18 protein-coding genes and 1 other RNA gene are annotated in these 23,930 nt (G+C 61.8%); 9 read left to right on the top strand and 10 right to left on the bottom strand.

Features of this window, described 5'->3' with window-relative positions:
• Positions 1 to 87: 87 nt before the first annotated feature.
• The 3 genes from KUW00_RS22430 to KUW00_RS13285 form a co-directional block, all read right to left on the bottom strand.
• The gene (locus tag KUW00_RS22430) at positions 88 to 258 is read right to left on the bottom strand and encodes a type II toxin-antitoxin system YoeB family toxin (protein ID WP_261392163.1); all 171 of its coding nucleotides are present in this window, start codon (positions 256 to 258) and stop codon (positions 88 to 90) included.
• A 432-nt stretch (positions 259 to 690) separates the two neighbouring features.
• Positions 691 to 2,712: a hypothetical protein gene (locus tag KUW00_RS13280; RefSeq protein ID WP_213231853.1), complete on the bottom strand. Its 2,022-nt coding sequence runs from the start codon at positions 2,710 to 2,712 to the stop codon at positions 691 to 693.
• A 174-nt stretch (positions 2,713 to 2,886) separates the two neighbouring features.
• Positions 2,887 to 4,110, bottom strand: coding sequence for an acetyl-CoA carboxylase biotin carboxylase subunit family protein (locus KUW00_RS13285; RefSeq protein ID WP_045993197.1), 1,224 nt, complete (start codon positions 4,108 to 4,110; stop codon positions 2,887 to 2,889).
• 324 nt (positions 4,111 to 4,434) lie between these two features.
• Between KUW00_RS13285 and ffs the strand changes: the two genes are divergently transcribed.
• From ffs to KUW00_RS13305, 5 genes are all read left to right on the top strand, one after another.
• Positions 4,435 to 4,531: signal recognition particle sRNA small type (gene ffs, locus KUW00_RS13290), an RNA gene on the top strand.
• A gap of 84 nt (positions 4,532 to 4,615) precedes the next feature.
• Positions 4,616 to 5,032 carry a DUF6538 domain-containing protein gene (locus KUW00_RS22670; protein WP_409996292.1) on the top strand — a complete coding sequence of 139 codons (417 nt, stop codon included), beginning with the start codon at positions 4,616 to 4,618 and terminating at the stop codon, positions 5,030 to 5,032.
• A gap of 315 nt (positions 5,033 to 5,347) precedes the next feature.
• Entirely contained in the window at positions 5,348 to 6,469 is a 1,122-nt protein-coding gene (locus tag KUW00_RS13295) for a PAAR domain-containing protein (RefSeq protein WP_222569284.1), read from the top strand.
• A gap of 3 nt (positions 6,470 to 6,472) precedes the next feature.
• Positions 6,473 to 6,943, top strand: coding sequence for a hypothetical protein (locus tag KUW00_RS13300; protein ID WP_222569285.1), 471 nt, complete (start codon positions 6,473 to 6,475; stop codon positions 6,941 to 6,943).
• A 265-nt stretch (positions 6,944 to 7,208) separates the two neighbouring features.
• Complete coding sequence (locus tag KUW00_RS13305) at positions 7,209 to 7,679, top strand: hypothetical protein (RefSeq protein WP_222569286.1); 471 nt, start codon at positions 7,209 to 7,211, stop codon at positions 7,677 to 7,679.
• A 968-nt stretch (positions 7,680 to 8,647) separates the two neighbouring features.
• Here the strand turns inward: KUW00_RS13305 and KUW00_RS13310 are convergent.
• Entirely contained in the window at positions 8,648 to 9,610 is a 963-nt protein-coding gene (locus KUW00_RS13310; RefSeq protein WP_222569287.1) for a hypothetical protein, read from the bottom strand.
• A gap of 221 nt (positions 9,611 to 9,831) precedes the next feature.
• Between KUW00_RS13310 and KUW00_RS13315 the strand changes: the two genes are divergently transcribed.
• From KUW00_RS13315 to KUW00_RS13330, 4 genes are all read left to right on the top strand, one after another.
• Positions 9,832 to 10,857 carry an aldo/keto reductase gene (locus tag KUW00_RS13315; RefSeq protein ID WP_222569288.1) on the top strand — a complete coding sequence of 342 codons (1,026 nt, stop codon included), beginning with the start codon at positions 9,832 to 9,834 and terminating at the stop codon, positions 10,855 to 10,857.
• Between the two features lie 172 nt (positions 10,858 to 11,029).
• Positions 11,030 to 12,400: an NAD-dependent succinate-semialdehyde dehydrogenase gene (locus KUW00_RS13320; protein ID WP_108132613.1), complete on the top strand. Its 1,371-nt coding sequence runs from the start codon at positions 11,030 to 11,032 to the stop codon at positions 12,398 to 12,400.
• 248 nt (positions 12,401 to 12,648) lie between these two features.
• Positions 12,649 to 13,392, top strand: a complete 744-nt coding sequence (locus KUW00_RS13325) for a tellurite resistance TerB family protein (protein WP_222569289.1) — start codon at positions 12,649 to 12,651, stop codon at positions 13,390 to 13,392.
• Between the two features lie 209 nt (positions 13,393 to 13,601).
• Complete coding sequence (locus KUW00_RS13330) at positions 13,602 to 14,657, top strand: histone deacetylase family protein (RefSeq protein ID WP_222569290.1); 1,056 nt, start codon at positions 13,602 to 13,604, stop codon at positions 14,655 to 14,657.
• A 100-nt stretch (positions 14,658 to 14,757) separates the two neighbouring features.
• On the opposite strand, the gene KUW00_RS13335 is transcribed toward KUW00_RS13330, so the two are convergent.
• From KUW00_RS13335 to KUW00_RS13360, 6 genes are all read right to left on the bottom strand, one after another.
• Positions 14,758 to 16,293 (bottom strand): hypothetical protein, encoded by a 1,536-nt coding sequence (locus KUW00_RS13335; protein ID WP_222569291.1) that lies wholly within the window; start codon positions 16,291 to 16,293, stop codon positions 14,758 to 14,760.
• Positions 16,294 to 16,307: 14 nt separating this feature from the next.
• Positions 16,308 to 17,168: a TauD/TfdA dioxygenase family protein gene (locus KUW00_RS13340; RefSeq protein ID WP_222569292.1), complete on the bottom strand. Its 861-nt coding sequence runs from the start codon at positions 17,166 to 17,168 to the stop codon at positions 16,308 to 16,310.
• Between the two features lie 14 nt (positions 17,169 to 17,182).
• Entirely contained in the window at positions 17,183 to 18,019 is an 837-nt protein-coding gene (locus KUW00_RS13345) for a phytanoyl-CoA dioxygenase family protein (protein ID WP_222569293.1), read from the bottom strand.
• Positions 18,016 to 20,700, bottom strand: coding sequence for a lanthionine synthetase LanC family protein (locus KUW00_RS13350; RefSeq protein WP_222569294.1), 2,685 nt, complete (start codon positions 20,698 to 20,700; stop codon positions 18,016 to 18,018). Before KUW00_RS13350 ends, KUW00_RS13345 begins: the two co-directional genes overlap by 4 nt.
• 644 nt (positions 20,701 to 21,344) lie before the next feature.
• Positions 21,345 to 22,457 carry a cytochrome P450 gene (locus tag KUW00_RS13355; protein ID WP_222569295.1) on the bottom strand — a complete coding sequence of 371 codons (1,113 nt, stop codon included), beginning with the start codon at positions 22,455 to 22,457 and terminating at the stop codon, positions 21,345 to 21,347.
• Positions 22,458 to 22,656: 199 nt separating this feature from the next.
• Positions 22,657 to 23,913 carry a hypothetical protein gene (locus tag KUW00_RS13360; RefSeq protein ID WP_222569296.1) on the bottom strand — a complete coding sequence of 419 codons (1,257 nt, stop codon included), beginning with the start codon at positions 23,911 to 23,913 and terminating at the stop codon, positions 22,657 to 22,659.
• Positions 23,914 to 23,930: the final 17 nt, after the last annotated feature.

Genomic DNA, 23,930 nt, shown 5'->3' on the forward strand with positions numbered 1-23,930 from the left:
TTGAAGATGGATTCAAAACGCGGCGATTCGACTATCCAGTATAACCAAGATTTTTAACCAATATTTTGTCACCGCTTAAGGGCGGCGTTAGTACTCATCGTGGTGTCCAGCAATGTCGAAGAGGTAAATGGATTTATCATGGGGGCGATATATCAAACGAGCTTTCTGTGAAATCCATTTTGACCAGGGACAAGAAAGACTGTGTTTCAGCGGTTCAGGTTTCCCCAAGCCGGAAGAGGCAGCGTCAGATCCAAGCATTTCTTTGAGCAGTTTGCATAAGGCTTGTGAAGTCGCTTGTCTTTTTCAGGCATAGCCTCATATGCTTCCCATGTATTGCCTTCAAATATCACAGATCCCATCCATTTACTCGTCAGTCGGTCTGTAACCTTGGCTGTGGGGATGAGTCTCGAGGGAAGCGGCAATTTATGGCTAGCTGAGAATTGCACGTGGCAAGTGCATGATGGCGACGTTAATGAGCTAGACGACCTTGAATCCAGACATTCATGCACCGGCAGGCCCGGCAAGCCGAGTCGGGTGGCGGCGAGGGTAGCAGGACCTCTGACACCGTGTGGTCGGTGTCTGTTGTGTCTGGACGACGTTTCCAAAAGGTTTACACAGGTAGAGGGAAGGGCACTGGCCCGGACTTGGCGGAAGGAAGCACTCTTCCGCCAAGTCCGGGCCAGTGGCGTTTTAGATTCCCTCGTCGGCCTGTAGGCCACCTGCCGGGATGCGGTCGGCGCCCCAGCTTTCCTGAATCATGGCGACGACGCGGTCGAGTTCCTGCTGGTCGACCTGGGCCAGTTCGCCGTGCTCCAGCGGGTCGTAGTGGTAGATGTACAGACGCGAGGCGAACTGCTCGAAGGGCAGAGAGGCCTCGCCAAAGCGCTCGCCGTGGCTGGAGGTGCTGACCTTCACGCCCATGCCCCAGTCCTGGCCGCTATCGTTGTTGGGGTTGAAGAAGTAGATGCGCATCTGTCCCGACGGATCCAGCGAGGCCCGCAACACGGTGATGGCATGCCAGCCGATGAAGCGCCCGGCGCTGTCGGTGACGGCGATGCCGGCGGGCTGGGGGTGAATCAGCGGCTGGTTACCGTTGTAGTAGGGGTGGTAGCTCGCATAGAAATGGCGCAGGAAGGTATCCAGGTCGGTGAGCTGGCCGGTGGCCACGTCGACATTGATACGAAACCCGCGTCCTGCCCACCAGCCATGGAACTCCGGGTTGACCCAGCGGTGGGGGTCTCCCTCACGGCCCAGGCAGCGACGCCCCATCTCGGCGTAGATACGGTCCAGGTGCGGCACCACCAGCAGCGACACTGGATCAAGGTCCAGCGGCAGGGTCTGTGCGACGCCGGAGATGCTCTCCTGAGACGAGATCGGCTGGCCTTCGAAGTGCATCAGGATCTCATCGTCGCGGGCGGCCCAGGCCACCATCTGCAACAGATAGTCCGGGTCGTTGTAGGCCCACATGGACAGCGCTCGCGCCGACTGGCAGGTCGGGTTGTTGCCCTGGCCGACCCCCAATGGAAGGCCCAGCATGCACAGCACTCCTTCCATCAGGCGGGCCCGGTAGGACACGCCATCACCGAAGGCGGCGTGGAGTCGCGCCTCGGACCAGTCGGATAGCTTGAGGCCAAGCTGCCGCCACAGTGCCGGCGCCACCGGTGGCTGGTAAAGGATGCCACGTTCCAGGGTCAGCGCCAGTCCATAGACGGCCTGGGCGGTCTCGGGATAGATGGCGGTGCGCACCATGGTGTGGACCAGATCGCAGTAGCACAGCAGGCAATCGCGGCCGGTGGACGAAAGGCCCAGCGCCTCGGACAGCAGGTTGTCGCCAAAGTCGAGCAGGTGGCGCAGCAGCACCGGGTGATAGGGCGACACCAGGCCGGTGTCGTGCATCGCCCGGGCAAAACCGCTGGCTTCGTACTGCAGGCCTCTCGCGTCCATGCTGGCTAGCCGTTCGCGGTAGACTTCGATGCCCGGGTCCTCGCGGCAGCCCTGGGTCGGGCCGAACAGCGAGCTGACAAGACGGTCCGCGCCCTGGCCGCTGGCGCCCAGGTCGATCTCGGGGTTGGCCTGACACAAGGCGATCTGGGTGATCATCTGCTTGACCGGATCGACCTGGATCGGGCGCTGCTGCAGGATCCGCCAGATCTCGCTGATCAGCTCGTCGATGACGTGTTCATAGCCGATGCGCTCGGCCAGGTACTGAAACAGCTGACGGGGAATCTCGGCCAGGCGGCCCTGGGTCTCACGCTCGGCTTCCGACGGGGCGGAAAACAGCAGCGGCAGATTGATCGCCATGACCTGGGTGAGGTAGTGGTGGGCCCCCTCATCGGAAATGAGGTGGTGGCGATAGCGTCCCTTGGCGACTGCCAGCATGCGCAACTCGCTCAAGGCCTCGATGACCACCAGCGAACTGTCGGCGCTCTTGAGCGACTGGGTGGTCAGGGAGGGGATCAGAATATGCGGGCTGGCCCAGTCCGATCCCAGAAACAGGCCAGCCTGTTCGAGGGTTTCGGCGCGCTGTTCGATTTCCGCGCAGCCTCCCGGCTGCATCAGCACCCGGCGACAGGTATCGATGACCCGAGGCAGCTTGGCCGGTTTGGCGAACTCCCGGGACTCGCCAAGGCTGGCGATCGCGTCGTCCAGCTTGGTCAGCAGGCCCCGAAGCTTGTCGTTATCCGCGGGGGATGGAGTGTCTGGGTTGGTCACACCGGCTCCTTGTCGTCCTGAAGTTGGCTCCCGGAGGAGTTCCGGCAGCAGTCCCTACATCAGGGGGTCGAGTCGTGTCACGTCGAGCGGACGACGCCAGTATACGCATGCTCGGGCGGCGGCGTCGCCAATCCGGCGGCGCTGCCCCGACGGGGCAGCGCTTAACAGGCAGGCCTAGATGTAGTAGTCCTCGTCTTCCTGTGCCTTCAACAGGTCGCGCAAGGTATGGGCGTCGTCGCCCTTGAAGTAGACCAGGCCCCAGTGGGTACCGAAGGCGGTACGCTTGGTGACGGTCTCTTCCAGCGGCGCGGTCAGCTCGTGTGACTCGAAGTAGGGGTGGTCTTCCACCGACTCCGGGATTTCCAGACGGCTGACCACACGGCGGCGCGGATAGACCCCGAAACAGCCGGCGAAGCCGTTGGCGTCGACCACTTCGCGCGGGAAGAACTCGGCGACTTCCTCGGGCGTGGTCTTGGGGTCGAACACCAGCATGCTGGCCTGGTAGGCGTTGAAGCCATAGACCCGCTCGAGCAGCTCGAACACCTTGAAGCCGGGCGGACGATAGGCCACTTCGCCGAAGTACATCTCGCCATCGCTGGTGACGAAGTACTCGGGGTGGATCAGGCCGAAATCGATGTCGAAGGCCTTGATCAGCTTCTCGATCTGCACGCGGATCTGCTCGCGGTAGCGCTCCAGCTCCGGCGAGGCCGGCACGAACACCGAATAACCCAGGGTCACGTACTCGGAGATGTTGAGAAAGGCGATCTTGCCATCATGGATCCAGGCCTCCACCGCGAACTCCCAGCCGTCCAGGTGGGATTCCATCAGCACCGGAAATTCCTCTTCCGGGATGGTGTCGACCTCGTCGGGCGTGCGGATCACCCGGTGGCCAAGGCAGCCAGCCTTGTCGAAGGCCTTGAGGTGGATCGGGTCGTTGGGGTCACCGTCGAGCTTGAGCAGGGTCTGGTTGACCCGCTTGAGGAAGCGGATGACGTCCTGGTGGTCGTGGGCTTCCTCGAAGATGCCGACGCGAATACCGCCGAGCTGCGCACGCCGCTTCATCAGGGCCTTGTCACGCAGCAGCAGCGACTGGCCGTAGAGGCGCGGATTGTCGAGTAGCACTGAGTTGATCGCTCCGGCCCACTCCACGGTTTCCTCGAACAGCGGAATGGACACGTCCACGCCCATGTCGCGCAGGGTCTCGGCGATTTCCAGCGAGCGGTCGTTGAGCCGTTCGAAGTTCCAGGAGACGTAGGGGATATCGTGCTGCTTGCAGTAGTCCTCGGCCCAGTCCGGGGCCACCACAACGTAGCGACGGTCGAAATTCTCGGCGGCCTCGATGGCGTTCAGGCTCCAGCCGAGTAGTGCGATGTAGCCTTTGTTGGGATCCTTGTTCATGCAGCGCCTCCTTGGAATGGGCGTTGGTGGGCGTAATGGTGTTGGTTGTTCGTGGTCGTCATCCTCAAAAAGTGACGCCTGGTGAGTATGAGCTCCCAGGCGTTAAGGTGCTTCCACCATACAGCTTCAGTGTAGAAGTCTCACATTTCGAGCGCTGCATGACTGTTGAGGCAAAGTCTACTGGGTTTGCCCTTGTGGCCCGGGCATGACCTTGGTATAGTGCCCGCGTCCTGAGCAAGAGGCTGATTTTTCAGGCCTTGCCCGGTGACGTTTTCAGGCAGTCGACATTTCCTTGTTGTCGAGCTCGCCTTGCTGTGGTGGCCCTGTCGGTCCTCCCGCAACGCTAGACCGCAAACCCCGCCAGGCCCGGAAGGGAGCAACGGTAGTGGTGGACGCGTGTGCCGGGATGTGGCTGTCGGGGCCGCCTCCATTTCAGGCCATGCCTTTGATCCTGCAGGACCTTCTGCCTCATTGATCCCCGGTGGTACAAAGAGGTGGTACAAAGATGCCTGGATCAGAGCGTCCCGTGGCCCGCAAGACCCTCCCTTCGTGCAATAGCTTCACACCCTCCAAGCGTTCCAGCGCCAGGCGTCCCAGCGCTCCCTATCTGTTCAGATCCCATCACGGCATCGGGTACTTTCGCGTTGTTGTGCCGGAAAGGGCGCGGCAAGCCATAGGCAAGACCGAGATACGCCGTTCGCTAAGGACTCGCTGTCGGCGAGAAGCCATGGTCGCCGCGGCTGCACTACTGCTGGAGAGCCATGAATTGCTGACCCAGCACGCAGCCAACGAGGGCGATGACAAGGCTTGTGGTGCCTTGGTGCCTCTGGCGGCAACGACCAAGCCGACACCGATTCGCAGCGCAGGACCAGCAGCGCCAGCCGATCCGGGCTTATCACAGCTTCTCGAGAGTTACCGCTGACATCAGCAACGAGAAGGCGTCAGCTTCAAGACGCTGGAGGTGTTGTCCGGCTATTAAATGAGGCCTCATCTGGGACTAGTTAGAGCCTAGCGCCTGGTCGGATATCCAGGGGCCGCGTCGTCGTTCGGCGGGTATAAACTGCAGGCACTTGACGAAGGTAATAAATGCAAAGTGTCCGCGTGATTGTGGCGTTCGCTTTTTCTTTAATTTAGGAACGTTTCTGCAGGTTGGTTCTGCATATAATCAGCCATCATGTTGTTGCTGCCGGCAGTACTATGATCCCTTGTCTGAGCGATGGCGCAGGGAGCGTTGCATATGTTCAATCCAGGGGATGGAGCAATTTTCGTTGGAGACTACAGCTCGCACGGTGGAAGAGTGGTCTCCGGTCAAGCGAATTACATCGTCCACGGAAAGCAGGTTGCTGTTGTTGGTGATATGGTCGCATGTCCAGTCAAGGGGCATGGTGTCTGCCCTATTGTCGAGGGACATCCTACCATCACGGTCAATGGTAAATCCGTTGCCTTTGATGGCTGTCACACGGCCTGTGGGGCGACCCTGATTTCTTCCATGAATGGCGTGCATGCACTGGGGGATGATCGTCAGCCTTCCGCACAGGCCCATTACGACTCAGTGGTGTCACCACGACGACAGTACCCTGGTGCTGGAATCCGGCAGTCCTTCGCCAATACGGAACCGGCTGAGTCTTCCTGTAACCATCCTGACCAAGCACTGGACCTGGCTGCGTACATCGTAGACGAGATTCAGCGGAATGTCGTGTCTCGGCCAGGCCGGATGATGTCACTTTGGAACGGGCAGAGCAGAGAGCTTTTCGTTGAGGTGTTCACGGAAGAGCTGAATAGCATGAGCGGTGACTACCCCATGCTGGCTAACATCCGAAACTTCTTGATGCCGAAAGCTCCCGGTAAGGTATTCGCTCTTGCCCTGTGGACGTTGATGGTGAGGGAGGATGGTGATTGGGATCATAAAAGCAGGATCAGTAGCAATAGAGATGGTGATTTCTCATCACTCGGTAAGTCCTCCTATCGATACCATCACAAATACGGTGAATGCGAGTACTACTACGATATCTGGGCGAACATCCACTACGGCTATGTCAGCCTGTACTGTGGCTTCTCCGAAGGGCTGATGCTGGATGGTGCAGGGCTTGAGCAGGTTGGCTCCGACACTCTGCATGATGGACAGGAAGTCACCTATAGATCGGAGATTCCCGGTTGGTGGCTTAGTCTACGTAAGTTTGATGATGTGACGGATAACCTCTCAATACGTTTAGGTTTCGAGTTATACCACGAATACCCTGACCCTTCAGCACTTACTGCTGATATCGTGATGCAGAAAGTAGCCTCAGCGCCTTATCCAATAAGGGTGGCTTCAAAAGTACGTCACGACTGTGCATTAGCCAGAAGCCGGAGAATATAAACAATGAAAAAGAGAGTCGTCGGGGGTGTCGTACTGCTGCTTGTTAGTAGCCTGTTGGTGTATCTATGGCCAAGACAACCCCCCGATGACGTCTTGGACAGGATGCAGGGGATACTTGGTAAGCTTGAAGAGATGTATGATGGTGAGACAATTTTTATATGGTCGTACAATGCGGAGCCTGATGGTCTTGATGAAGAAAGGGTTAAATGGATTCGGAGTGAAATGCGTGAAGCTGGACTTGGTCGTGTGTCATTAAGTTGCTCAGAACATAGCTGTTTATCAGTTTACTCAATTGCTAGAGGTTTACATATTCTTCGTAATTACATGTATTACAAATATGACTCAGGCGATCTGCTTGAAGAAATAATAGTGGATAGCGTCGAGAAGGCAATAGAAGAAAACACTGAGATCATTTACGCCTTCTGCGAAAGAACCGAAGTAAAACACTGGTTCTACTGTGAGAACAATCACTGATTGTGCCGATGTAACAAGACAAGGAAACAACTGATATATTGACAGCACTCACCTACGACATCGAGGACATGCCCTCCCTCAAGAAGACATTGAGAAAGTGGCAGATCCATAAGATCAGTTATCACACCCAAATAGTTGATCTTACCCAGCATTGGTATCCACTAATGCTGGGTAAGATAAAGTATCCTCAGCGCCTTGTCCAATCAGGGTGGCTTCAAAAGTGCGTCACGACTGTGCATTAGCCAGAAGCCGGAGAATATAAACAATGAAAAAGAGAGTCATCGGGGGTATCTTACTGCTGCTTGTTAGTAGTCTGTTGGCGTATCTATGGCCAAGACAACCTCCCGATGACGTCTTGGATAGGATGGGTGACATACTGGGTAAGCTTGAAGAGATGTATGAAGGTGATGACATTTTTATACGTCCCTTTACCACAAAACCTGATGGCCTTGATGCGGAAAAGGTGAAGTGGCTTCGTGGTAGAATGCGGGAGGCAGGGTTTAGCCGGGCATCCTTAAGCTGTTCAGAATATAGCTGTTCATCTGCCTATTCAATTTCTAGAGGCTTTGATATTTTTCGTAATTACATGTATTACAAATATGATTCTGACGACCTGTTTGAAGAAATAATAGTGGATAGCGTGGAGAAGGCGATAGAGGAAAATACCGAGGTTAATTACGCCTTCTGCGAAAGAACCGAGGCCGAACACTGGTTCTACTGTGAGAATAATCATTGATTGCAGGGCTGTAATCAGAGAAGGAAATAACTGATATATTGACAGCACTCACCTACGATATCGAGGACATGCCCTTCCTAAAGAAGACATTGGGGAAGTGAAAAATCAGCAACATCAAGTACTGCATGCAAGTAGTGCGGTCAGACATACCATGATCTTCCAAGGTCGTGACCCTATGCGGCAACGTAGTTGTCTGTGGCGACCATCTCGCCTGTCCCTGGCTCCCTTCCCGTCTTGTATCGTCTTGGGTGGTCGGGGAGGCGTTAGACCTTGTCTTTGATCTGGTGAAAGAGTTTTGGCACCGCATCAGGGTTGCCCTTGGAGATAATTCAACAATCCCGGATGCGTCTTCACGCGCCAAGACTGACTACTCAATCTTCACCATTGCGCTTGCTCTGTATCATGGCCTGGATATGGCTCATTTCATCATCGTGTGGGACGCCTTGGCGTGTATCAGCCGGCGCTTGATTGCCTTTGCAATACTTCGCCCAGCATGGTCTCGAACATCCGTGGCTCAAGTGTCTCATTGGCTGATATGCGAGGCACCGTGACCCTTCGCCTGAGCGGGAAAGAGGCAATCAGGTTCTGTTGGGGGGCGAGGATGTCAGACCTGGGAGGGGAGGAGTAGGGGGCTATCGCAAGATCGACCGGGACCCAAGGGTGGTTGGCCGCAGCAACAGCGGCAAGCAGTGTGTCGTCCGTCTGATGCGCCGCCCGCGCTGCGATACCAGGAACTTCCTGTTTACACAGCGGAGCGCCTTGCTCGGCGCCCCTACCTGTCTTTCTCGTCTCGGCTCTTCCTCGCCCAGGCGGATACTGCCTTGCCTAGGCGCTGTCCGAAAAGTCGACGAGCGAAGGTTAGACAAGGCAAAAATCGGTGAGAAAGCGCAGTTTACGGGGTGTAAATGAGCATTTTGATCCGATTTTTAACGCCGTATTACCGAGCGCAGGCACTTTTCAGACTAGCCCTAGCGGATCTCGCGATCCAGGGCAAAGTAGTCATCGGACTTGAGTTTGGCGATCTCCGCCGAGAGAGTGGATTCTTCGTTGCGCGACAGCAGCACGCTGGCGACGGCGCTCAGTGAGCACAGCACCTCCTTGCATTCGGTGCGGGTGCGCTGGATCGACTGGCGCGCCAGCAGCAGGCACATGGCCTGGGCGCGGGCAGGGCGCTTGATCAGGGTGCCGTAAAGGTTACCGATGACCACGCCACTCAGCTCCTGGTCCTGGATCTCCCGATTGTCGTACTCACGGTAGAAGGCCTCTTCCTGGCCGTCGGGGATGAAGTAGTGGATGAACTCCTTGTAGTCGGGGTCGTAGGCGATGCTGCTGACGGCGTTGACCAGCTTCTTTTTCAGGGCGGCGTGCTCGGGATCCTGCTCGTCAACCTTGGCGAGCCGTCCGGCAATCTTGACCGCGCCTTCGAGCTCACGCAGCAGGTGGGCGTAGCCTGAGTTGATCTCGTCATGGCAGCGGGCGATATCGTCGAAGTCGCTCTTGATGCTGGCGACCATGCCGTCGCCTTCGGGCAGGCTGCCGAGGACAGGGAACAGCAGGTACTTGTGGACGTGGCAGCTCTCGTAGTAGCGCGAGACCTCGTCCTTGAACGCCTGCAGGTATTCGCCGACCTCTTCCAGGTAGTCGTCGTTCTGCTCGATATGCCGCTGGACCGCGTCCACACCATCCTGTTTCCACAGCCGGTTGAGGCGTCGTTCGATCTTGCCGGCGTTGGTGATCATGCTGTTGAAGTCTTTTGACAGCTGGATGGTGGTTTCCTGGACCTTGGTCACGGCGATGGCGCGGGCCTGGTCATTGATGCCGACCTCGCGAGCCATGCGCCGCTGACGGTGATTGTCCAGCGTCCAGGACACGAAGGCACCGAGGATCGCCAGGCTGGTGGCGATGTCCACGCCAATCGATAGGTTGTCCACTGCGTTGTCTATCCTTTTTAGGGGTTATCGTTATGTGCTGGGAATCGCTTCCGGGGTTGCCAGAAGCGATGGCCGTCTCGCGGGCATACTGGTGTAGCCTTAAACAGGCATGCTGAATCAGGCTAATACGATAGTAGTGGCTGCCGATGACGCTTAGAAGGGGAAATCCCGTCGTTTCGATGTGGGTTGTCAGTTTTTTATCAACATGATCGGGAGATTGCATGTCAGACGTCCTTCGTCGGCTCGAGCGGTTGCGGGCGCCAGCCATCGGCCTTGGCTGCATGAACGTGTCCCACGCCTATGGCAGTCCGTTGCCGGAAGCCGAGGCGGCCAGGGTGTTGCAGCACGCTTTCGAGGTGGGCTACCGCCACTTCGATACCGCCACCCTCTACGGCAAGACGGCCAATGAGCGAGTCGTGGGGCAAGCGCTTGCCGGTCGCCGTAAAGAGGTCTTCCTGGCCAGCAAGTGTGGCATGGCCTTCGACCCGGAGATCGGTGCCAAGCGCATCGACGGGCGGCCTGAGACGCTGCGCCGCCAATGCGAGCAGAGCCTTTCGCGGCTGAAGACCGATCATCTGGATCTCTACTATCTGCATCGACGGGATCGCCGGGTGCCGATCGAGGAGAGCGTGGGAGAACTGGGACGACTCGAGCAGGAAGGCAAGATCGGTGGGGTCGGGCTCTCCGAGGTGTCGGCGGCGACGCTCAGGCAGGCCCGGCGGGAGCATCCCATCGCGGCGGTGCAGTCGGAATACTCGGTGTGGACGCGTAACCCCGAGATCGCGCTGCTCGACGCCTGCCGTGAGTCGAATACCGTGCTGGTGGCGTTCAGCCCGCTGGGCCGCGCCTTTCTGACCGGTACCCTGCGTGACCCCGCCAGGCTCGAGGAGGCCGACATGCGCCGAGGCATGCCGCGCTTTAATGCTGACAACTACCCGCGCAATCTCGCCCTGCTGGCCGAGTTCGAGGAGCTGGCGCGCCAGCGCGAGTGCACCCCCGCCCAGTTGGCGCTGGCCTGGCTGAGAGGGCAGGGGGCGGACGTGATACCGATCCCCGGATCACGTACCGCTGCCCACCAGGAAGAGAACCTGGCCGCCGAGGCGCTGACGCTGGATGCCGGCACGCTTGCGCTGATCAACGCCATGATGACGCCGGACCAGGTAGTCGGTGCGCGTTACAGCGAGGCCCAGCAGGCGGATATCGATACCGAGGAGTTTGCAACGGCGAATGGCGACGGGGATCACTGAAGCGTCGACAGGCCTCGGGGGAGAAATTTGTTCGGCAGCCACGCCGAACTCTGGTCGAATCCTCCTGTCCACCGTGGCGGGCCGGCGCTATGCTGTTTAGCCCCCTGAATCTGCCGAGAGCCTTCGCCATGCGAAGGCTGGTCGCACAGCCATGCCGCAAGGAGAAACAGCCATGAGCCATTACAAGGTTACCAACCCGGCGACCGGAGAGGTCGAAGCCACCTACCCCGACGCCAGCGACGGCGAGATTCTGAAGGCCGTGGAGTCGGCGCATCAGGCGTATCTGGCCTGGCGTGACGTTACCCCCGCCGAGCGTGCGGCGCTGCTGCATCGGGTCGCCGACCTGCACGAACAGCGTCGTGACCAGCTCGCCGATATCATCGTGCGCGAGATGGGCAAGCCGAAGTCCCAGGCCCTGGGCGAAATGTCGGTGGTGGTGGACATCTACCGCTACTACGCCGATAACGGTCCGGCCTGGCTGGAGCCGGAGCCCATCGTCACCGGCGGCGCCAAGGCCGAGGTGCGCAAGCAGGGACTCGGCGTGCTGCTGGGCATCATGCCCTGGAACTTCCCCTACTATCAGGTGGCGCGCTTTGCCGGTCCCAACGTGCTCAACGGCAATACCATCCTGCTCAAGCACGCCCCCCAGTGTCCGGAATCGGCCAAGGCCATCGAGGACATCTTCACCGAGGCGGGTGCGCCCAAGGGGCTTTACACCAACCTGTACGCCAGCAATGAGCAGGTCGGCGAGCTAATCGCCGACCCGCGGGTGCAGGGCGTGTCGCTGACCGGTTCAGAGCGTGCCGGCGCGGCGGTGGCCGAGCAGGCCGGTCGCCAGCTCAAGAAGGTGGTGCTGGAGCTGGGCGGTTCCGATCCCTTCCTCGTGCTGCCCGACGCCGATCTGGAGCAGGCGGTCAAGCAGGCGGTGCAGGGACGTTTCGGCAACTGCGGTCAGGCCTGCAACGCGGCCAAGCGGATCATTGTCGACGACGCCGTCTACGATGACTTCCTGGCGGCCTTCCGCGAGGCGGTGGAGCAGATCAAGGTCGGTGATCCCATGGCGGACGATACCGTGATGGGACCGATGTCCTCGGAGCAGGCGCTGACCAATCTGGATGCTCAGGTTCAGGACGCGATCCGCCAGGGCGCGACCCTGGTCACCGGCGGCAAGCGCCTGGATCGCGCTGGCGCCTGGTACGCCCCGACCCTGCTGACCGGCGTGACCCGCGACATGCGCATCTTCCAGGAGGAGCTGTTCGGACCGGTGGCTGTGGTCTACCGCGCCGCCGATCTGGAGGACGCGATCGACCTGGCCAACGACACGCCCTATGGCCTGGGTGCAGTGATCCAGACCTCCAACCCGGAGGGAGCGCTCGAGCTGGCCAATCGTCTCGAGGTGGGCATGGTCCACATCAACGAGCCGCCCGGCAGCGAAGCCGAGCTGCCCTTCGGTGGCGTCAAGCGCTCTGGCTTCGGCCGCGAGCTTGGCAAGGATGGCATGGATGAGTTCGTCAACCGCCAGATGGTAAAGATGGCACGCTGACCCCGGGCCGACATCTGAGCCGACAGCGGGATGCGCCGCTGGACAAGGACCCGCCAAGTTCGCTTGGCGGGTCCTTGCGTTCAGGGGGCTTGATCTGGATGGAGAAAACAGGAGGCCAAGGCTGGTGCCAGTGGCTATGGTGACGCCATGGGCCCTTGTCCGCGGTTGAATCGAGACGGCGGCTCGTATTCAGGGAACCTCGCCGTCGTCGAGCTTTCCAATGACCATCGACCAAGGAGGAGTGCGATATGAATGCCAAGTACCTGCTCGACCAACTGATGAAACAGGCCGGCGGTTCGTCTTCCGGCGGTTCGTCTTCCGGCAAGGGCGGCTTCGACGTGCAGGGGCTGATCAGCAGTGTCTCGTCCCAGCTGTCCGGGGGCTCGTCGTCGTCCAGCGGTGGCGGCGGCATGGACATGAAGAGCCTGCTCGGCGGCGGCGCGCTGGGTATGCTGATGGGGTCCAAGCGCGGCCGCAGCATGGGCGGCAAGGCGATCAAGTATGGCGCCATCGCCGGCGTCGGCATGCTGGCCTGGAAGGCCTGGCAGAAGTCCCGTGGCGGTGACGAGGCCACCCCCGCGTCTCAGGGGGCTCAATCCGGTGAAGGGGCTCCGCTGGAGGAGCTCGGCGGCGAGGCCCAGGAACGGCGTAGCCTGGAGGTATTGCAGGCGGTGATCATGGCGGCCCGGGCCGACGGCCACATCGACTCCCAGGAGCGCGCCCTGATCAGCGAGCAGATTCAGCAGCTCGGGGCCGATGATGAGCTGCATGCCTGGGTCGAGCGTCAGCTCCAGGCGCCGCTGGACGCCCAGGCTCTGGCCAGTCAGGCCGACTCGCCCCAGGCGGCGCGGGAGATGTACCTGGCCAGCGCCGCGGTGATCGACGACCAGAATGCCATGGAGCGTGCCTGGCTGGACGAGCTGGGCACCGCGCTGTCGCTGGACGAGAACGTGCGTCGCGAACTGGAACGCCAGCTCGAGGGGCAGGGCTGAGCCACCGTCACGCACGGCCGCTTGAGAAGCCCTCGGACAAGCAAGCTCTGACAAGAGCCCTGACAGAAAAGCCTTTTGATGATGAAGCCCGGCGCCGGTCGTCGGGCTTCCCTTGTTGACGGGCCCGGCGGCACAATACGTTCGCCCGATTTGCGCTGAAGGCGTTGTCGGTCAACCCGTCGCCGGTCAACAAAAGGAATAATGCAAGCATGCAGGTGTACCACAGTGAAGCGACCAAGCTGCGTCGTGCCAGGACCGAACTCCACGATGGCCAGCTGATGACCCCCTTCGAGTGCCCCGAGCGGGTCGACCTGGTGCTCGCACAGCTCCGTGACAGCGGTGTCGGACCGGTCGCCGCGCCGAGGGAGCACGGCCTGGCGCCGGTGCTGGCGGTGCATGATGCAGCCTACGTCGAGTTTCTCTCGACCTGCTGGGACGAATGGCAGGCCGCCGGTCACGGCGGCGAGGCCATCCCTACCATCTGGCCGACGCGTACCATGCGCGAAGATCGTATTCCCGGCCATGTCGGGGGCAAGCTTGGTTACTATGCCCTCGGTGGCGACACCTCGATTTCCCCCGGCACCTTCGAGGCGGCGATGGCCAGCAAGGACGTGGCGCTGTCGGCCTACGAGCACACCGCTTCCAGCGGCCAGCCGAGCTTCGGCCTGTGCCGCCCGCCGGGGCATCACGCCGCCAGTGATCAGTTCGGTGGCTACTGCTTTTTCAACAATGCGGCCATCGTGGCCCAGCGTGCGCTCGACGATGGTCACGCTCGGGTGGCGATCCTCGACGTCGACTTCCACCACGGCAACGGCACCCAGCAGATCTTCTATGGCCGTGACGATGTCCTGACCCAGTCGATCCACGGCGACCCGGACCAGTGCTTTCCCTACTATCTCGGCCACGCCGACGAGAAGGGCGAGGGGCCGGGGCTTGGCTACAACGTCAACTATCCGCTGCCGCCGGGTACCGACTATGCCACCTGGCGCGAGCGCCTGGAGCTTGCCCTGGCCGAGATCAGCGACAAGCAGGCAAGCCTTCTGGTGGTGTCGCTGGGTGTCGATACCTTCGAAGGCGACCCCATCTCGAGCTTCCGCCTCAAGAGCGATGACTTCCTCGACATGGGGCGTCGGCTGGCAAGCCTGGGCCTGCCCACCGTCATCCTGATGGAGGGCGGCTACGCGGTGGAAGAGATCGGCGTCAATGTGGCCAAGGTGCTCGGTGGATTCGAGCGAGCTACGGCGACCCGAATCCAAGAGGCGTGACGTATTGGCAAGCATCCCTCCACGTCAGCCCCGGCAAGGTGTGGCGCCTTGGTGGAGCTGTGGCTCGGGATGTCGTATTGCCTGTCTGTCTGGGCTGACGTTAGTTTGCCAATGCGGTGGCACCGTCCTCTGCTTCTTCTTCGCTGTGAATGGCTAGCGCCAACAGTCCCAGCAGTAGCTTGTCACGCTGGGGGCGTGTCGCCCAGGCGTGATGTTCGCGGAATAGCCTGTCGAGTGGCGACGAGGGTCGAGACAGGTCCTCGCAGATGCTCAGCAAAAGACGAACCGCCAGCAAATCGGCGCTATCGATTGTCGCTGGCGTTGTGTCAGCGGAGGCGCGCGGCGGCGCTTGCAGAGCCCGTGCCGCCATCGCTAGACGCTTGATCAGAGGCGCCTGGCCGTGGTGGCGACGGAGCTGTTCGCACAGCGACTTGCTGGCAAACTCTGCTCGTAGCAATTGTAGGCAGGGTGATCCGTGCTGAAGTGCCTCATTGATACTGGCAAGTCCCTCGAGCACGGCGGGAAGGCGCGAGGAGGATAGCCAGGCTCGATATTGCCCTGGAGGAGAGGGGCCAGCGAACACCAGGACAAGAGCCGGCATACTGCCGACATGCGGTTGCTGGCGCTCGCACGTCATCACTGCCGGAGCTCCAGGGGCGGTGTCGCTGCTCGACACGCCAGGATCACGGCTCACTGTTTCCAGCCACAGGCGCTGCCATTCGGCGGGCGTGAACACGATGCCCCGTAGCATGGAGGTCACCTTCTGACGCCAGGGGCGTTGCTGCGCCAATGGGCAACAGAAGATCAGCTGAAGTGGTGATTGGTGTCTGGCGCAGAGTACTGCGGCGCACAGACCTATCCGTAGGGCCATTCGGTGGGAGTGATCGACAAAGTGGTGAAGGCCATAGACTGGCCACACTTGCCGGTCGTTGTCGTTGTCGTTGTCGTTGTCGTTGTCGCTGAGCCGGGCGGCTTGCTCGGGCGCGGTGGCCAGCGCCAGCGGCGCTTGGCGAAGCGCAGGCCAGGCATCGCAAAGGTAGAGCTGCCGCCCGTCGCGACACTCGAGACGCGAGGACACGAAGAAGGGATCCCTGCGTTGATTCGCCAGGTCGTCCCACAGGTACGGCTGCAGGCGCAGGAAGGTGTCGACGTTCAATACCCTGGCGTAATTGATATCCATCCTGTCGGCACCACAGGTGACACCGAAGCGTACCGGGACTGAAGGTGACCGCTCGGCTTGCAGGCGTTGGAAGTGCAGTTGGGCGCCAGCATGACGATGATGGAAGGAACTCTGTCCCTGGCGTTGCAGTTCAGGGATCAAGTGGTCCAGCTTGCCCGTGGTGTCGCCCAATAGTCGCGGGTCGTCATCCACGTAGTAGACCTCGATCCGGCCATGGTAGTCGATCACTTCGATCAGGCGGAACAGCGCGTTGAGGCTGCTCGACTGGTGACCGAGGTGCTTGGTGCCGTCGATCAGCCAGCGAAGGCAGGGCTCACGGTCGAGCTCATGCTTGAAGCGCACCAGCTCAGGCCACGGCAGCGCTGCGCCGGGATCGTCGGGTGGCTTCGAGGCAATTCGGGCGAAGCGGTGACCGGTGTTGATCAGCTGAGGGTGGGTGGCGTGGCGTATGTGCATACGGACTCCGTGCGTTACCGCCCTTCACTTGATGGGGCCGACCGCTGTCGTGGGTGCAGGCTTTGGAGGCTCACACCTCGGACGCTGCGGGGCAGGCGGTGGACCGGGTAGGCGGCCACGCGGTGCATGGTGCAGCTGTTGTCGCACAGCAGCAGGTCGCCTTTTTGCCAGCGATGGCGATAGAGACGAGACGGTGCGGTGGCAAGGCGCACCAGCGCTTTGACCAGTGCCTGGGGGGGCGAGTCGGTCCAGCCGCTTAAGGACTCCATGTAGGGGGGGCTCAGCGTCAGTGTCGGCACTTGAGCGTGGGAGCGGGAGACAAGAGGATGTCGAGCACCCGGCAAGCTGGCCCTTTCGTGCGAGTCCAACGGAGGCAGAGGCTGCGTGGTCACCAGATATTCCAGGCTGTGCCAGGCGCTTACGCGGTTCAGCCGAACTGCCAGCGAGTGCGGGAGTGCACGATAGGCCGCGCGCAGGTCTGCGAATAGCGTATGACCGTAGCGAGGGTCGACGTCGATACCGTGAAGTATCAGCCCCGCCAGGGGGCGAGGCCAGTAGCAGCCATCCTGGTGCCAGAGCCAGTTGAGCCTGAGCAGTGCCAGGGCGTGTTTATCGCTCAGCGGACGTCCCTGGGCATCGACGTTGGTGGAGGTGAACAAACCGCCCGCGGGGGTGCCCAGTCCGACGGCCAATGCCAGCTGTCGCTCGTCGTCGATAGGCAAACCGCGTAGTACCAGGACGCCATGCCGTTGCCACAGCGCTGCCAGTTCTCCGAGACCTTCGGCAGACAGCAGGTAGTGGGTGTCGGGGTTGACGACCTCGGCAGCGAAGTCCGCCGCGGCGGTCAAGGGGCGCAGGGTAAGTCGTTCGCTCATGGGGGCCTGTCGCGTCACACCAGCCGAGGAAAACCCGGGTGGCGAAAGGGGCTGCCGGGCGAGCGTTGGAACATGGCGGTGACAGGATCATCAGTGGCCGTAGTGGCAGGCACGGTGAAGGGTCTCGCTGCACAGTGGGCGTCGTCACCGAACACGCGCAGTGACAGGCTGCGGCGCGTCACCCCTCCACCGGTGGCGCCGCCGCCATGGAGTATGGCTGGATGAAACACGATGATATCTCCCGGTACCTGGGCCCAGCGCCGCGGTGCGGGAGATATCTTGTCGTCCAGTACCGGCAGTGGTGGCCAGGACGGGTCGTCGAACATGGCCTGCTCAGGTGTCTCGGCCTTGAAGGTTGTAGGGTTGTATAGTGGTCCAAGGTGAGAGCCGCTGACGAAGCTCAGTGACCACTGCTCGGCGACCGGCTCGAGATTGATCCAAATGGTCGCCAGTTGATGGCCACCCAACGGCACGTAGGGCAGGTCCTGATGCCACGGCGTAGCGCGGCAGTTCTCTGACTTCAGCCAGATCTGCTCGTACAGCAGCCACAGTCGATGGGTTGCCAGCAGCGCCGCCAGGCAGGAGGCAAGTCCGCTGTCCACCAGCAGCGGGCGGTAGTGAGGGAAGGCGCGGGGGTTGGCGTGGTCCTGGTAGAAACTGCCGTCTGCACCTTCGAGTACCTGACCGGCAAAGGGGCCTGGGTGCTCCAGAGACCACTGGTAGGCCTGGCGTGCCTGGTTCAGCGCGCGCTCATCCATACATTGGCGAAGACAGATGACGCCATTGTTTGCCAGGTCCTGACGCTGGCGCCTGAGCTCAGGCCCGTCGAGCAACCGCACCGCGTCCATCATTGCGCGAGTCCTCCAGGATCATGGGCGTGCGCGGCAACATCAAGCGGCGCCGCCAGCCACCTCAACGACTCCAGCGACAGCAGCGGCGCCGACGCCTCCCTTGCGTGCAGCGCCAGGGCGCTGGCCGGGCCGAGAAAACCGATCCACAGATCTGGCGTCGTCAGTGACGGATGATCCGAGGCCCAGGGCGAGTGGCCGCTGGGCTTCCACAACAGGCGCAGTGCGCGCACCAGACTTGCGGTGCGCGACTGGGCCAGGGCGCGATGGGGGGGCAGGGTAGTGACCATACACCACAACTCCAGTTGGCCAGCGAGTCCATGACAGCAGGTCGGGGTACCGATCGGGGGCACTCTGGCCAGACTTTCCACACACCACCGGGCCTCCGCCTCAAGTCCGTCGATGCAAGGGAAGGCCTGAAGCATCGCCCACAGCAGCCCTGCAGTGCCGTGACACCAGTTGCCTGGGGCATGTACCTGGCTGGAGGAGGCGCGCATGGGTAATTGTCCCTGCGGGTGATCGCGGGCCGTCTGGACCAGCGCCTGGAAGACCCGCCGCGCCAGGGACAGTGCTCCGTTGTTTTTCCGCAGATGGCCCCACTGTGCGATGGCCAGTGCGATACCGGCGCTGCCGTGGGCGCAGCCGAGGTAGTCATGGCTGGTGCTGCCATCCAGCCATAGGGGGGCGGCATCTTGCCACTGTAGCCGGGTGATCAGCTGTAGGGCCAAAGAGTCGATCGCCGCCAATGGCGGGGCCCAGACCTGGGTCGCCAGGCGTGGTGTGATGTCCTCGACCAGTTGCTGGATCAGGCAGGCGGTGAACAGCACTCCGGCCTGACCGCAGAATAGGTCGCTGGATTCGACACCGCTGATGGCCTTGTGAAGACGATTCGCCGCCGCCTCGAGCCAGTCCTCGCGCCGGTGGCGCAGCCCCGCTACGCTCAGCGCCAGGGCAACCCCGGCATTGCCGGTGAACAAGCCGGCGGCCTGGTCCTTGCCACTCTGGCCCGTCAGCCAGGTGGCGCCATCGCAGACATCCTCGTCGAAGTGGCGTTGGCCTAGACCCGTGTCTACAGCCATCAGTCCCAGCACAATGCCGGCTGCCCCGACGTTGATGCCCTGGCACACGAAATCCCGCTGGCTGTGCCCATTGCGCCAGCCAGCGCCCCCGGGGCGGCGAAAGTCTCGGGTGGCCAGGGCGGCTGAATGCGCGCTGCGCCTGACCCAGCGCCACTCAGCGGCGCTCAGGTGCCTGGCGGGTGCGGCAAGGTCCAATGGCGTCGGTATCAGGTGGAATAGCTGTTGCGCTGCCAACTCGGCGCTGGGGCGCCTGTGCGGCAGCCGGTGTCCTAGTCGGAGGGTCAGGCGGGCGGCTCGACGCTGCCCACTGTTGGCCAGCAGCAGCGCCAGGCGTCGGCTGTCATCGCAGACCAGTCCAGGTGGGATGCCTGTCATCGCTTGAAACAGGCAACCCGCGAGCCCATGCACGTCGCGTGATGGCCAGGCAGGCCCTGACCGTTGGCTTTCCGGGGCACGAAAGCCAGGTGTGCCGGCAGGTGAAACATGCTTGCCGGCCTCGCTGGCGTGCTCAAGATCGATCAGCATGATCCCGGTGGGGGTCACCAGGGCATTGTTCAGGGTGATATCTCCGTGGACGATACCCTGTCGGTGGAGTCGCGCCAGACTGTTGGCCAGATCGGGAAGGCGCCGCTGCATATCCTCCAGAGGAAGTTCGCCAAGCGTGGGCGCGCGCACATCCTGCATGGCCAGCATCGGCCACTGGTCCGTCCCCGCACGGTCGACGGCGCTGCCGTACAGCGCAGGGGTCAAGCCTTTGGTGGACATCCGAGCCAGCAACTTCGCCTCCCGGGCAAGCCTGGTCTCGGCCCTGTCATCGGGGGCGATGCCGCCGACGCCGGGGCGAGCCGTCTTGATCAAGGTGGTGCTGGCGTCATCCAGGCGGAGGGCAAGATAGAGTTCGCCGCGGGCAGAGGTGTTGAGATGTTCCACCACCATCAGTTCAAGGTCGGCCAAGCTGACACGCTGGCCGATCTCCAGCGCTGACGCCTGCGGCGGTCGGCACGCCGGCGGAGGCCTGATGCCGGAGGGTTGGCGTCCGCGCTGGCATCGACGGTCAACGGTAAGTTCGCCATTGGCAAGTCGCAGGGCGTGGTGATGCGTGCCACTGGCGTCGATGATCGTCTGTCCCGCCTGGAATATCCCGTAGCGCAGGGATAGCGCACCGGGACGACGTTGGAGATCGGAGGGGACCTCAGGCCCGCAGGCGGTGGGCAGCAATTCGTCGAGTTCGTCAAGCAGTCGATTCAGCTGGGTGTCGACGGCTGGATAGAGGGTGACGATTTTGCCCAGTTGCTCGATACCGGCGTCACCGGAGTTCAGGAATGCCACGCCGTCGAGGTCCCGGGGAAACTTGAAGGAAAGCCTCTGATTGGCCAGCCAGGGAGTGAGGTGGCGGATGAACTCGGCAAAGGCGATGGTGGCGCAGGACAGGTGGATCTTCCAGCCCTGCCGGGGAAGGCGTGCCTGCGGATGGCTCACGACGCGCCAATGCAACGGGGAACTCCCGCGGTCAGCGATGCGCCAGGTCGGTGCCAGTTCGCGGCATAGAGCGTCAATGGCGTCCTCGGCCGCTGCCCTGGCCGAGGCCTCGGATGACCACGTCATACGTCACAACGCCCCCTTCGTCGATCATCCTCGATGCCGGCGGGAAGCCGGTTTCAGCCGTCGGCCAGGTGTGGACAGGTTGTCGGATTTGGCGGCGAGTCAGTTATGCCTAGTGGCCTGGCAGGTGTGCCAGGGGCAAAGGTGGATACTGGCAGCGTCATGAAGCGCTTCGAGTCGAGAAGACGCAGCCGAATTGGTAGCAGATTGTCGGATCAGTTGGGCGGCTTGCCGAGTGTCGAGCCGATCGGCGAGCAGACCTTCACGCACGGCGTCGGCAAGTTCCCGGCCATGTGCGAGGCGTGTCGAGAGAGACGATGTCATCGATGGTGACTCCCTTGTGTTGTCGGACTTCTGTTATCGGGCGTGGGGTGACGAGTCGCTGACCCGGCCAAGGAGGCCTGGTCTAGCTTGGTTCAGCCGACCTGGAAACCCTTGCCTGAGCGCTGCGCCAGGGCACGACGTTCGGGTGATGGGCGTGGGGCTGGCTGTCTTCTTGATGTATAGACGTTCACTCAGGCTGGTCAATGGCCATTTTTTTCGTACCGACGACGTGAACAATGCCACGGCGCAGGGACGTCAACCTGGTGCAGTTCAGAACAGGCCGTCGCCACAGGGTGGCGGCTGTCTCGGCTGTCCCGGCGGTCTCAGGGGCGAAGAACCGGCGCAGAATAGGCGGCCCGTGTGGGCACAGAAAAGTCGTCACGCCGGTGGACAAACAGGTGTTGAAGTCCTCTTTCGTTCATGCCTGGCATCCAGCGAGGGCAAAGGTGAGGGGCTGGACTCAGCGCCAGGTGTTGGCCGTGGCGCAATAAGGCCTCTAGCGCCAGGTGTGCCTGCAGGCGTGCCAGCGTCGCGCCGGGACAGGTGTGGTGGCCGCTGCCGAAGGACAGGTGAGAAGGGCGCGGCGTTGACGTCAACACGAGCCGGTCCGGTCGTGGAAAGCGAGTGGTATCTCGGTTGGCGGCAGCAATGCCGAGAAAGACGGCAGCCCCTTCGGGCAAGATAGTCTGGCCAATGGTGATTGGCGCTAGCGTGAAGCGCGGTGTCGCGAACTCCAGAGGAGGTTCGAGGCGCAGAACCTCCTCGGCGAAAGGAAGAATTTGCTTGGGATCCTGGCGTAGCCGGTGCCAGGTGTGACTCGGAGTTAGCGCCCGCCAGATGAGAGAGGTGATCAGGTGCACACTGGTTTCGTGGCCTGCCATGGTCAGGAGAAACAGCATGGCGTCACACTCGTCAGGGCTCAGTGCCTGTCGGGAGTTCAGTCTCTGCAGCCGAGCGATGATGGACGTCTGCGGTGCCACTGTGCGATGTCGTGCCTGGCGTATAAAGTCCTGTAATTCACCGACGATGTCGGCGCTGCGTTCCGGTGACTCAAGGTCCGCTTGATGCAGTCTCTGCGACCATTGACGCAGTTCGGCATCGCAGCCGGGAGGCAAGCCAAGTAGCCGGATCAGGGTGCTGAGCGAGAGCGGTAGCGCGTAGTGTTCTACGACATCGATATCTCGGTCGAGGCAGGCGTGGACCAGGTCCCGGGCGAGGCGGTCGGCACAGGGCGCAATGTGTTCGCCGCAGCGACGCAGCAGTGACGACGGCATCGCTTGGTTGAGCACCTGGCGCAGATAGGTATGACGTGGCGGGTCGAGACCGACAAGGTTGTCGTAGAGCGGATGGATGGACCGGGCCTGATGACCCGGTGGTCGCTTGCTTAGTTGATCGCTTCGCAACAGGTCGCGCACGCCGTCAAAGTCGGCGATCATCCAGCCGGTGGCTGTGGACGGCAGGCGCACTGGGCAGGGGTGGCCGGGTGGTGCAAGGCGGCGGCACAGTTGCGGAGATCGACGTTTGAAGTCGGGGTCGGTGATCGGCAGGAGCACCTCTGATGGCGTGGCCAGGGGCGATGCTCTGTGTGTCGCTGATCCTGGCGTCATGGGGGCTCCCGGAAACCTGTCGAGGGACTCAGTGCGTAGTATCGTTGATCACCCGCTCCTGCCTGGGTGGTGGTAGGCAAAACGATGCCCTGGGCCGCGAATACAGCCCCTTGAACAGCTTCAGCCCGAGCCATAGAAACAGCAGCGGAATCACCAGTGTGCGCATCACGAACAGCGCCATCAACTGGAGGATGGCGTTGGTGCCGGATTCGACTCGGCTCTGAATGGCGCTGATGCTGAGGCCGTCGGTGAGGGCTCCGATGCGCTCGGCCAGGCCGTCGAACAGACCTTCGTCCGGGTCCTCGCCCGCCAGGCGGCGTCGCAGGGTATCGCGTTCGCGGTCCACGGCGGCGAGCTCGGCGAGCTGATTCTCGCGCTCGTCGGTGAGCTCGGCCAGGCGCTGTCGCCGTTGGCCAAGCTGCTGTTCGAGGCGCTCGATCTCGGGGTTGTCGTGGAAGGGGTTGAGGCGCTCGGTCAGACTCAGCCGGGCGGTCAACAGCGACAGCCGACCGCGACTCTGTTCCACCGCGTCCTCGGCCTTGCCGATCTGTCGATTGGTCTCGATCAGCGATTCGCGCAGTTGCTGGCGCCGCTGGTCGGTATCGGTCATCTCGGCCTCAAGCCGCTCGCGCTGCTGTGGCGTCAAGGCATCGCCGGCCTCGGCCAGGCCGGTGGCCTGGACCTCTTCGGACAGGCCCTGGACCTCGGCCATGCTGGCGCTGGTGCGCTCATCGAGAAACGCCTGATCCACCAGGGTGCTGGCCACCAGTGTCAGCAGCAGCAGAAACCGGCCGAGTCCGATCAGTGCGAAGGCCTTCCACGCCAGTGGCGTCAGCCGCCAGTCTCGCCACAGGCACAGGATCAGCAAGGCACCGGCCAGGCTCAGGGCGATCTTGAACATCAGCGAGCCGGTGATTTCCAGCAGCAGGGTCTGGCCGATCAGTGAGCCGATGGCCAGCTTCATCACGCTGGCGTAGTCCTCCACCAGGTCGTTGAAGGGGTCCAGCGCCTCGAAGGGATGGGTCGACACGCCAACGCCCATCTCGGTGGACTGCAGCACCGAGATGCCCGCATTGAGCCCCCGGGCGGCAGCGAAGGCGAGCAGCGCCTGGGTAGTGGCGCCCTCTACCTGGCGCTGGGTCGCACGGTCGAGCACATCGAGCCAGGACAGTGCCATCACCGCGACGATGGCCAGCGTCAGCAGCACCTTCAGTCGCCGTGAGGGCGATAGCCGTCGATTCGCGGTGGGGGGCGTCTCGGAGGAGGTGGGCGCGGAGTCAGACATGAAGGGTCCTGTGGCAA

Source organism: Halomonas sp. DP5N14-9 (assembly GCF_019802175.1).
GTDB lineage: Bacteria > Pseudomonadota > Gammaproteobacteria > Pseudomonadales > Halomonadaceae > Halomonas > Halomonas litopenaei.

Excerpts from the sequence above, each read along its gene's own strand:
- KUW00_RS22430 (WP_261392163.1), bottom strand. The coding sequence starts at position 258 with ATGCTTGGATCTGACGCTGCCTCTTCCGGCTTGGGGAAACCTGAACCG.
- KUW00_RS13285 (WP_045993197.1), bottom strand. The coding sequence starts at position 4,110 with ATGAACAAGGATCCCAACAAAGGCTACATCGCACTACTCGGCTGGAGC.
- KUW00_RS22670 (WP_409996292.1), top strand. The coding sequence starts at position 4,616 with ATGCCTGGATCAGAGCGTCCCGTGGCCCGCAAGACCCTCCCTTCGTGC.
- KUW00_RS13295 (WP_222569284.1), top strand. The coding sequence starts at position 5,348 with ATGTTCAATCCAGGGGATGGAGCAATTTTCGTTGGAGACTACAGCTCG.
- KUW00_RS13300 (WP_222569285.1), top strand. The coding sequence starts at position 6,473 with ATGAAAAAGAGAGTCGTCGGGGGTGTCGTACTGCTGCTTGTTAGTAGC.
- KUW00_RS13305 (WP_222569286.1), top strand. The coding sequence starts at position 7,209 with ATGAAAAAGAGAGTCATCGGGGGTATCTTACTGCTGCTTGTTAGTAGT.
- KUW00_RS13315 (WP_222569288.1), top strand. The coding sequence starts at position 9,832 with ATGTCAGACGTCCTTCGTCGGCTCGAGCGGTTGCGGGCGCCAGCCATC.
- KUW00_RS13320 (WP_108132613.1), top strand. The coding sequence starts at position 11,030 with ATGAGCCATTACAAGGTTACCAACCCGGCGACCGGAGAGGTCGAAGCC.
- KUW00_RS13325 (WP_222569289.1), top strand. The coding sequence starts at position 12,649 with ATGAATGCCAAGTACCTGCTCGACCAACTGATGAAACAGGCCGGCGGT.
- KUW00_RS13330 (WP_222569290.1), top strand. The coding sequence starts at position 13,602 with ATGCAGGTGTACCACAGTGAAGCGACCAAGCTGCGTCGTGCCAGGACC.
- KUW00_RS13335 (WP_222569291.1), bottom strand. The coding sequence starts at position 16,293 with ATGCACATACGCCACGCCACCCACCCTCAGCTGATCAACACCGGTCAC.
- KUW00_RS13340 (WP_222569292.1), bottom strand. The coding sequence starts at position 17,168 with ATGAGCGAACGACTTACCCTGCGCCCCTTGACCGCCGCGGCGGACTTC.
- KUW00_RS13345 (WP_222569293.1), bottom strand. The coding sequence starts at position 18,019 with ATGATGGACGCGGTGCGGTTGCTCGACGGGCCTGAGCTCAGGCGCCAG.
- KUW00_RS13350 (WP_222569294.1), bottom strand. The coding sequence starts at position 20,700 with ATGACGTGGTCATCCGAGGCCTCGGCCAGGGCAGCGGCCGAGGACGCC.
- KUW00_RS13355 (WP_222569295.1), bottom strand. The coding sequence starts at position 22,457 with ATGATCGCCGACTTTGACGGCGTGCGCGACCTGTTGCGAAGCGATCAA.
- KUW00_RS13360 (WP_222569296.1), bottom strand. The coding sequence starts at position 23,913 with ATGTCTGACTCCGCGCCCACCTCCTCCGAGACGCCCCCCACCGCGAAT.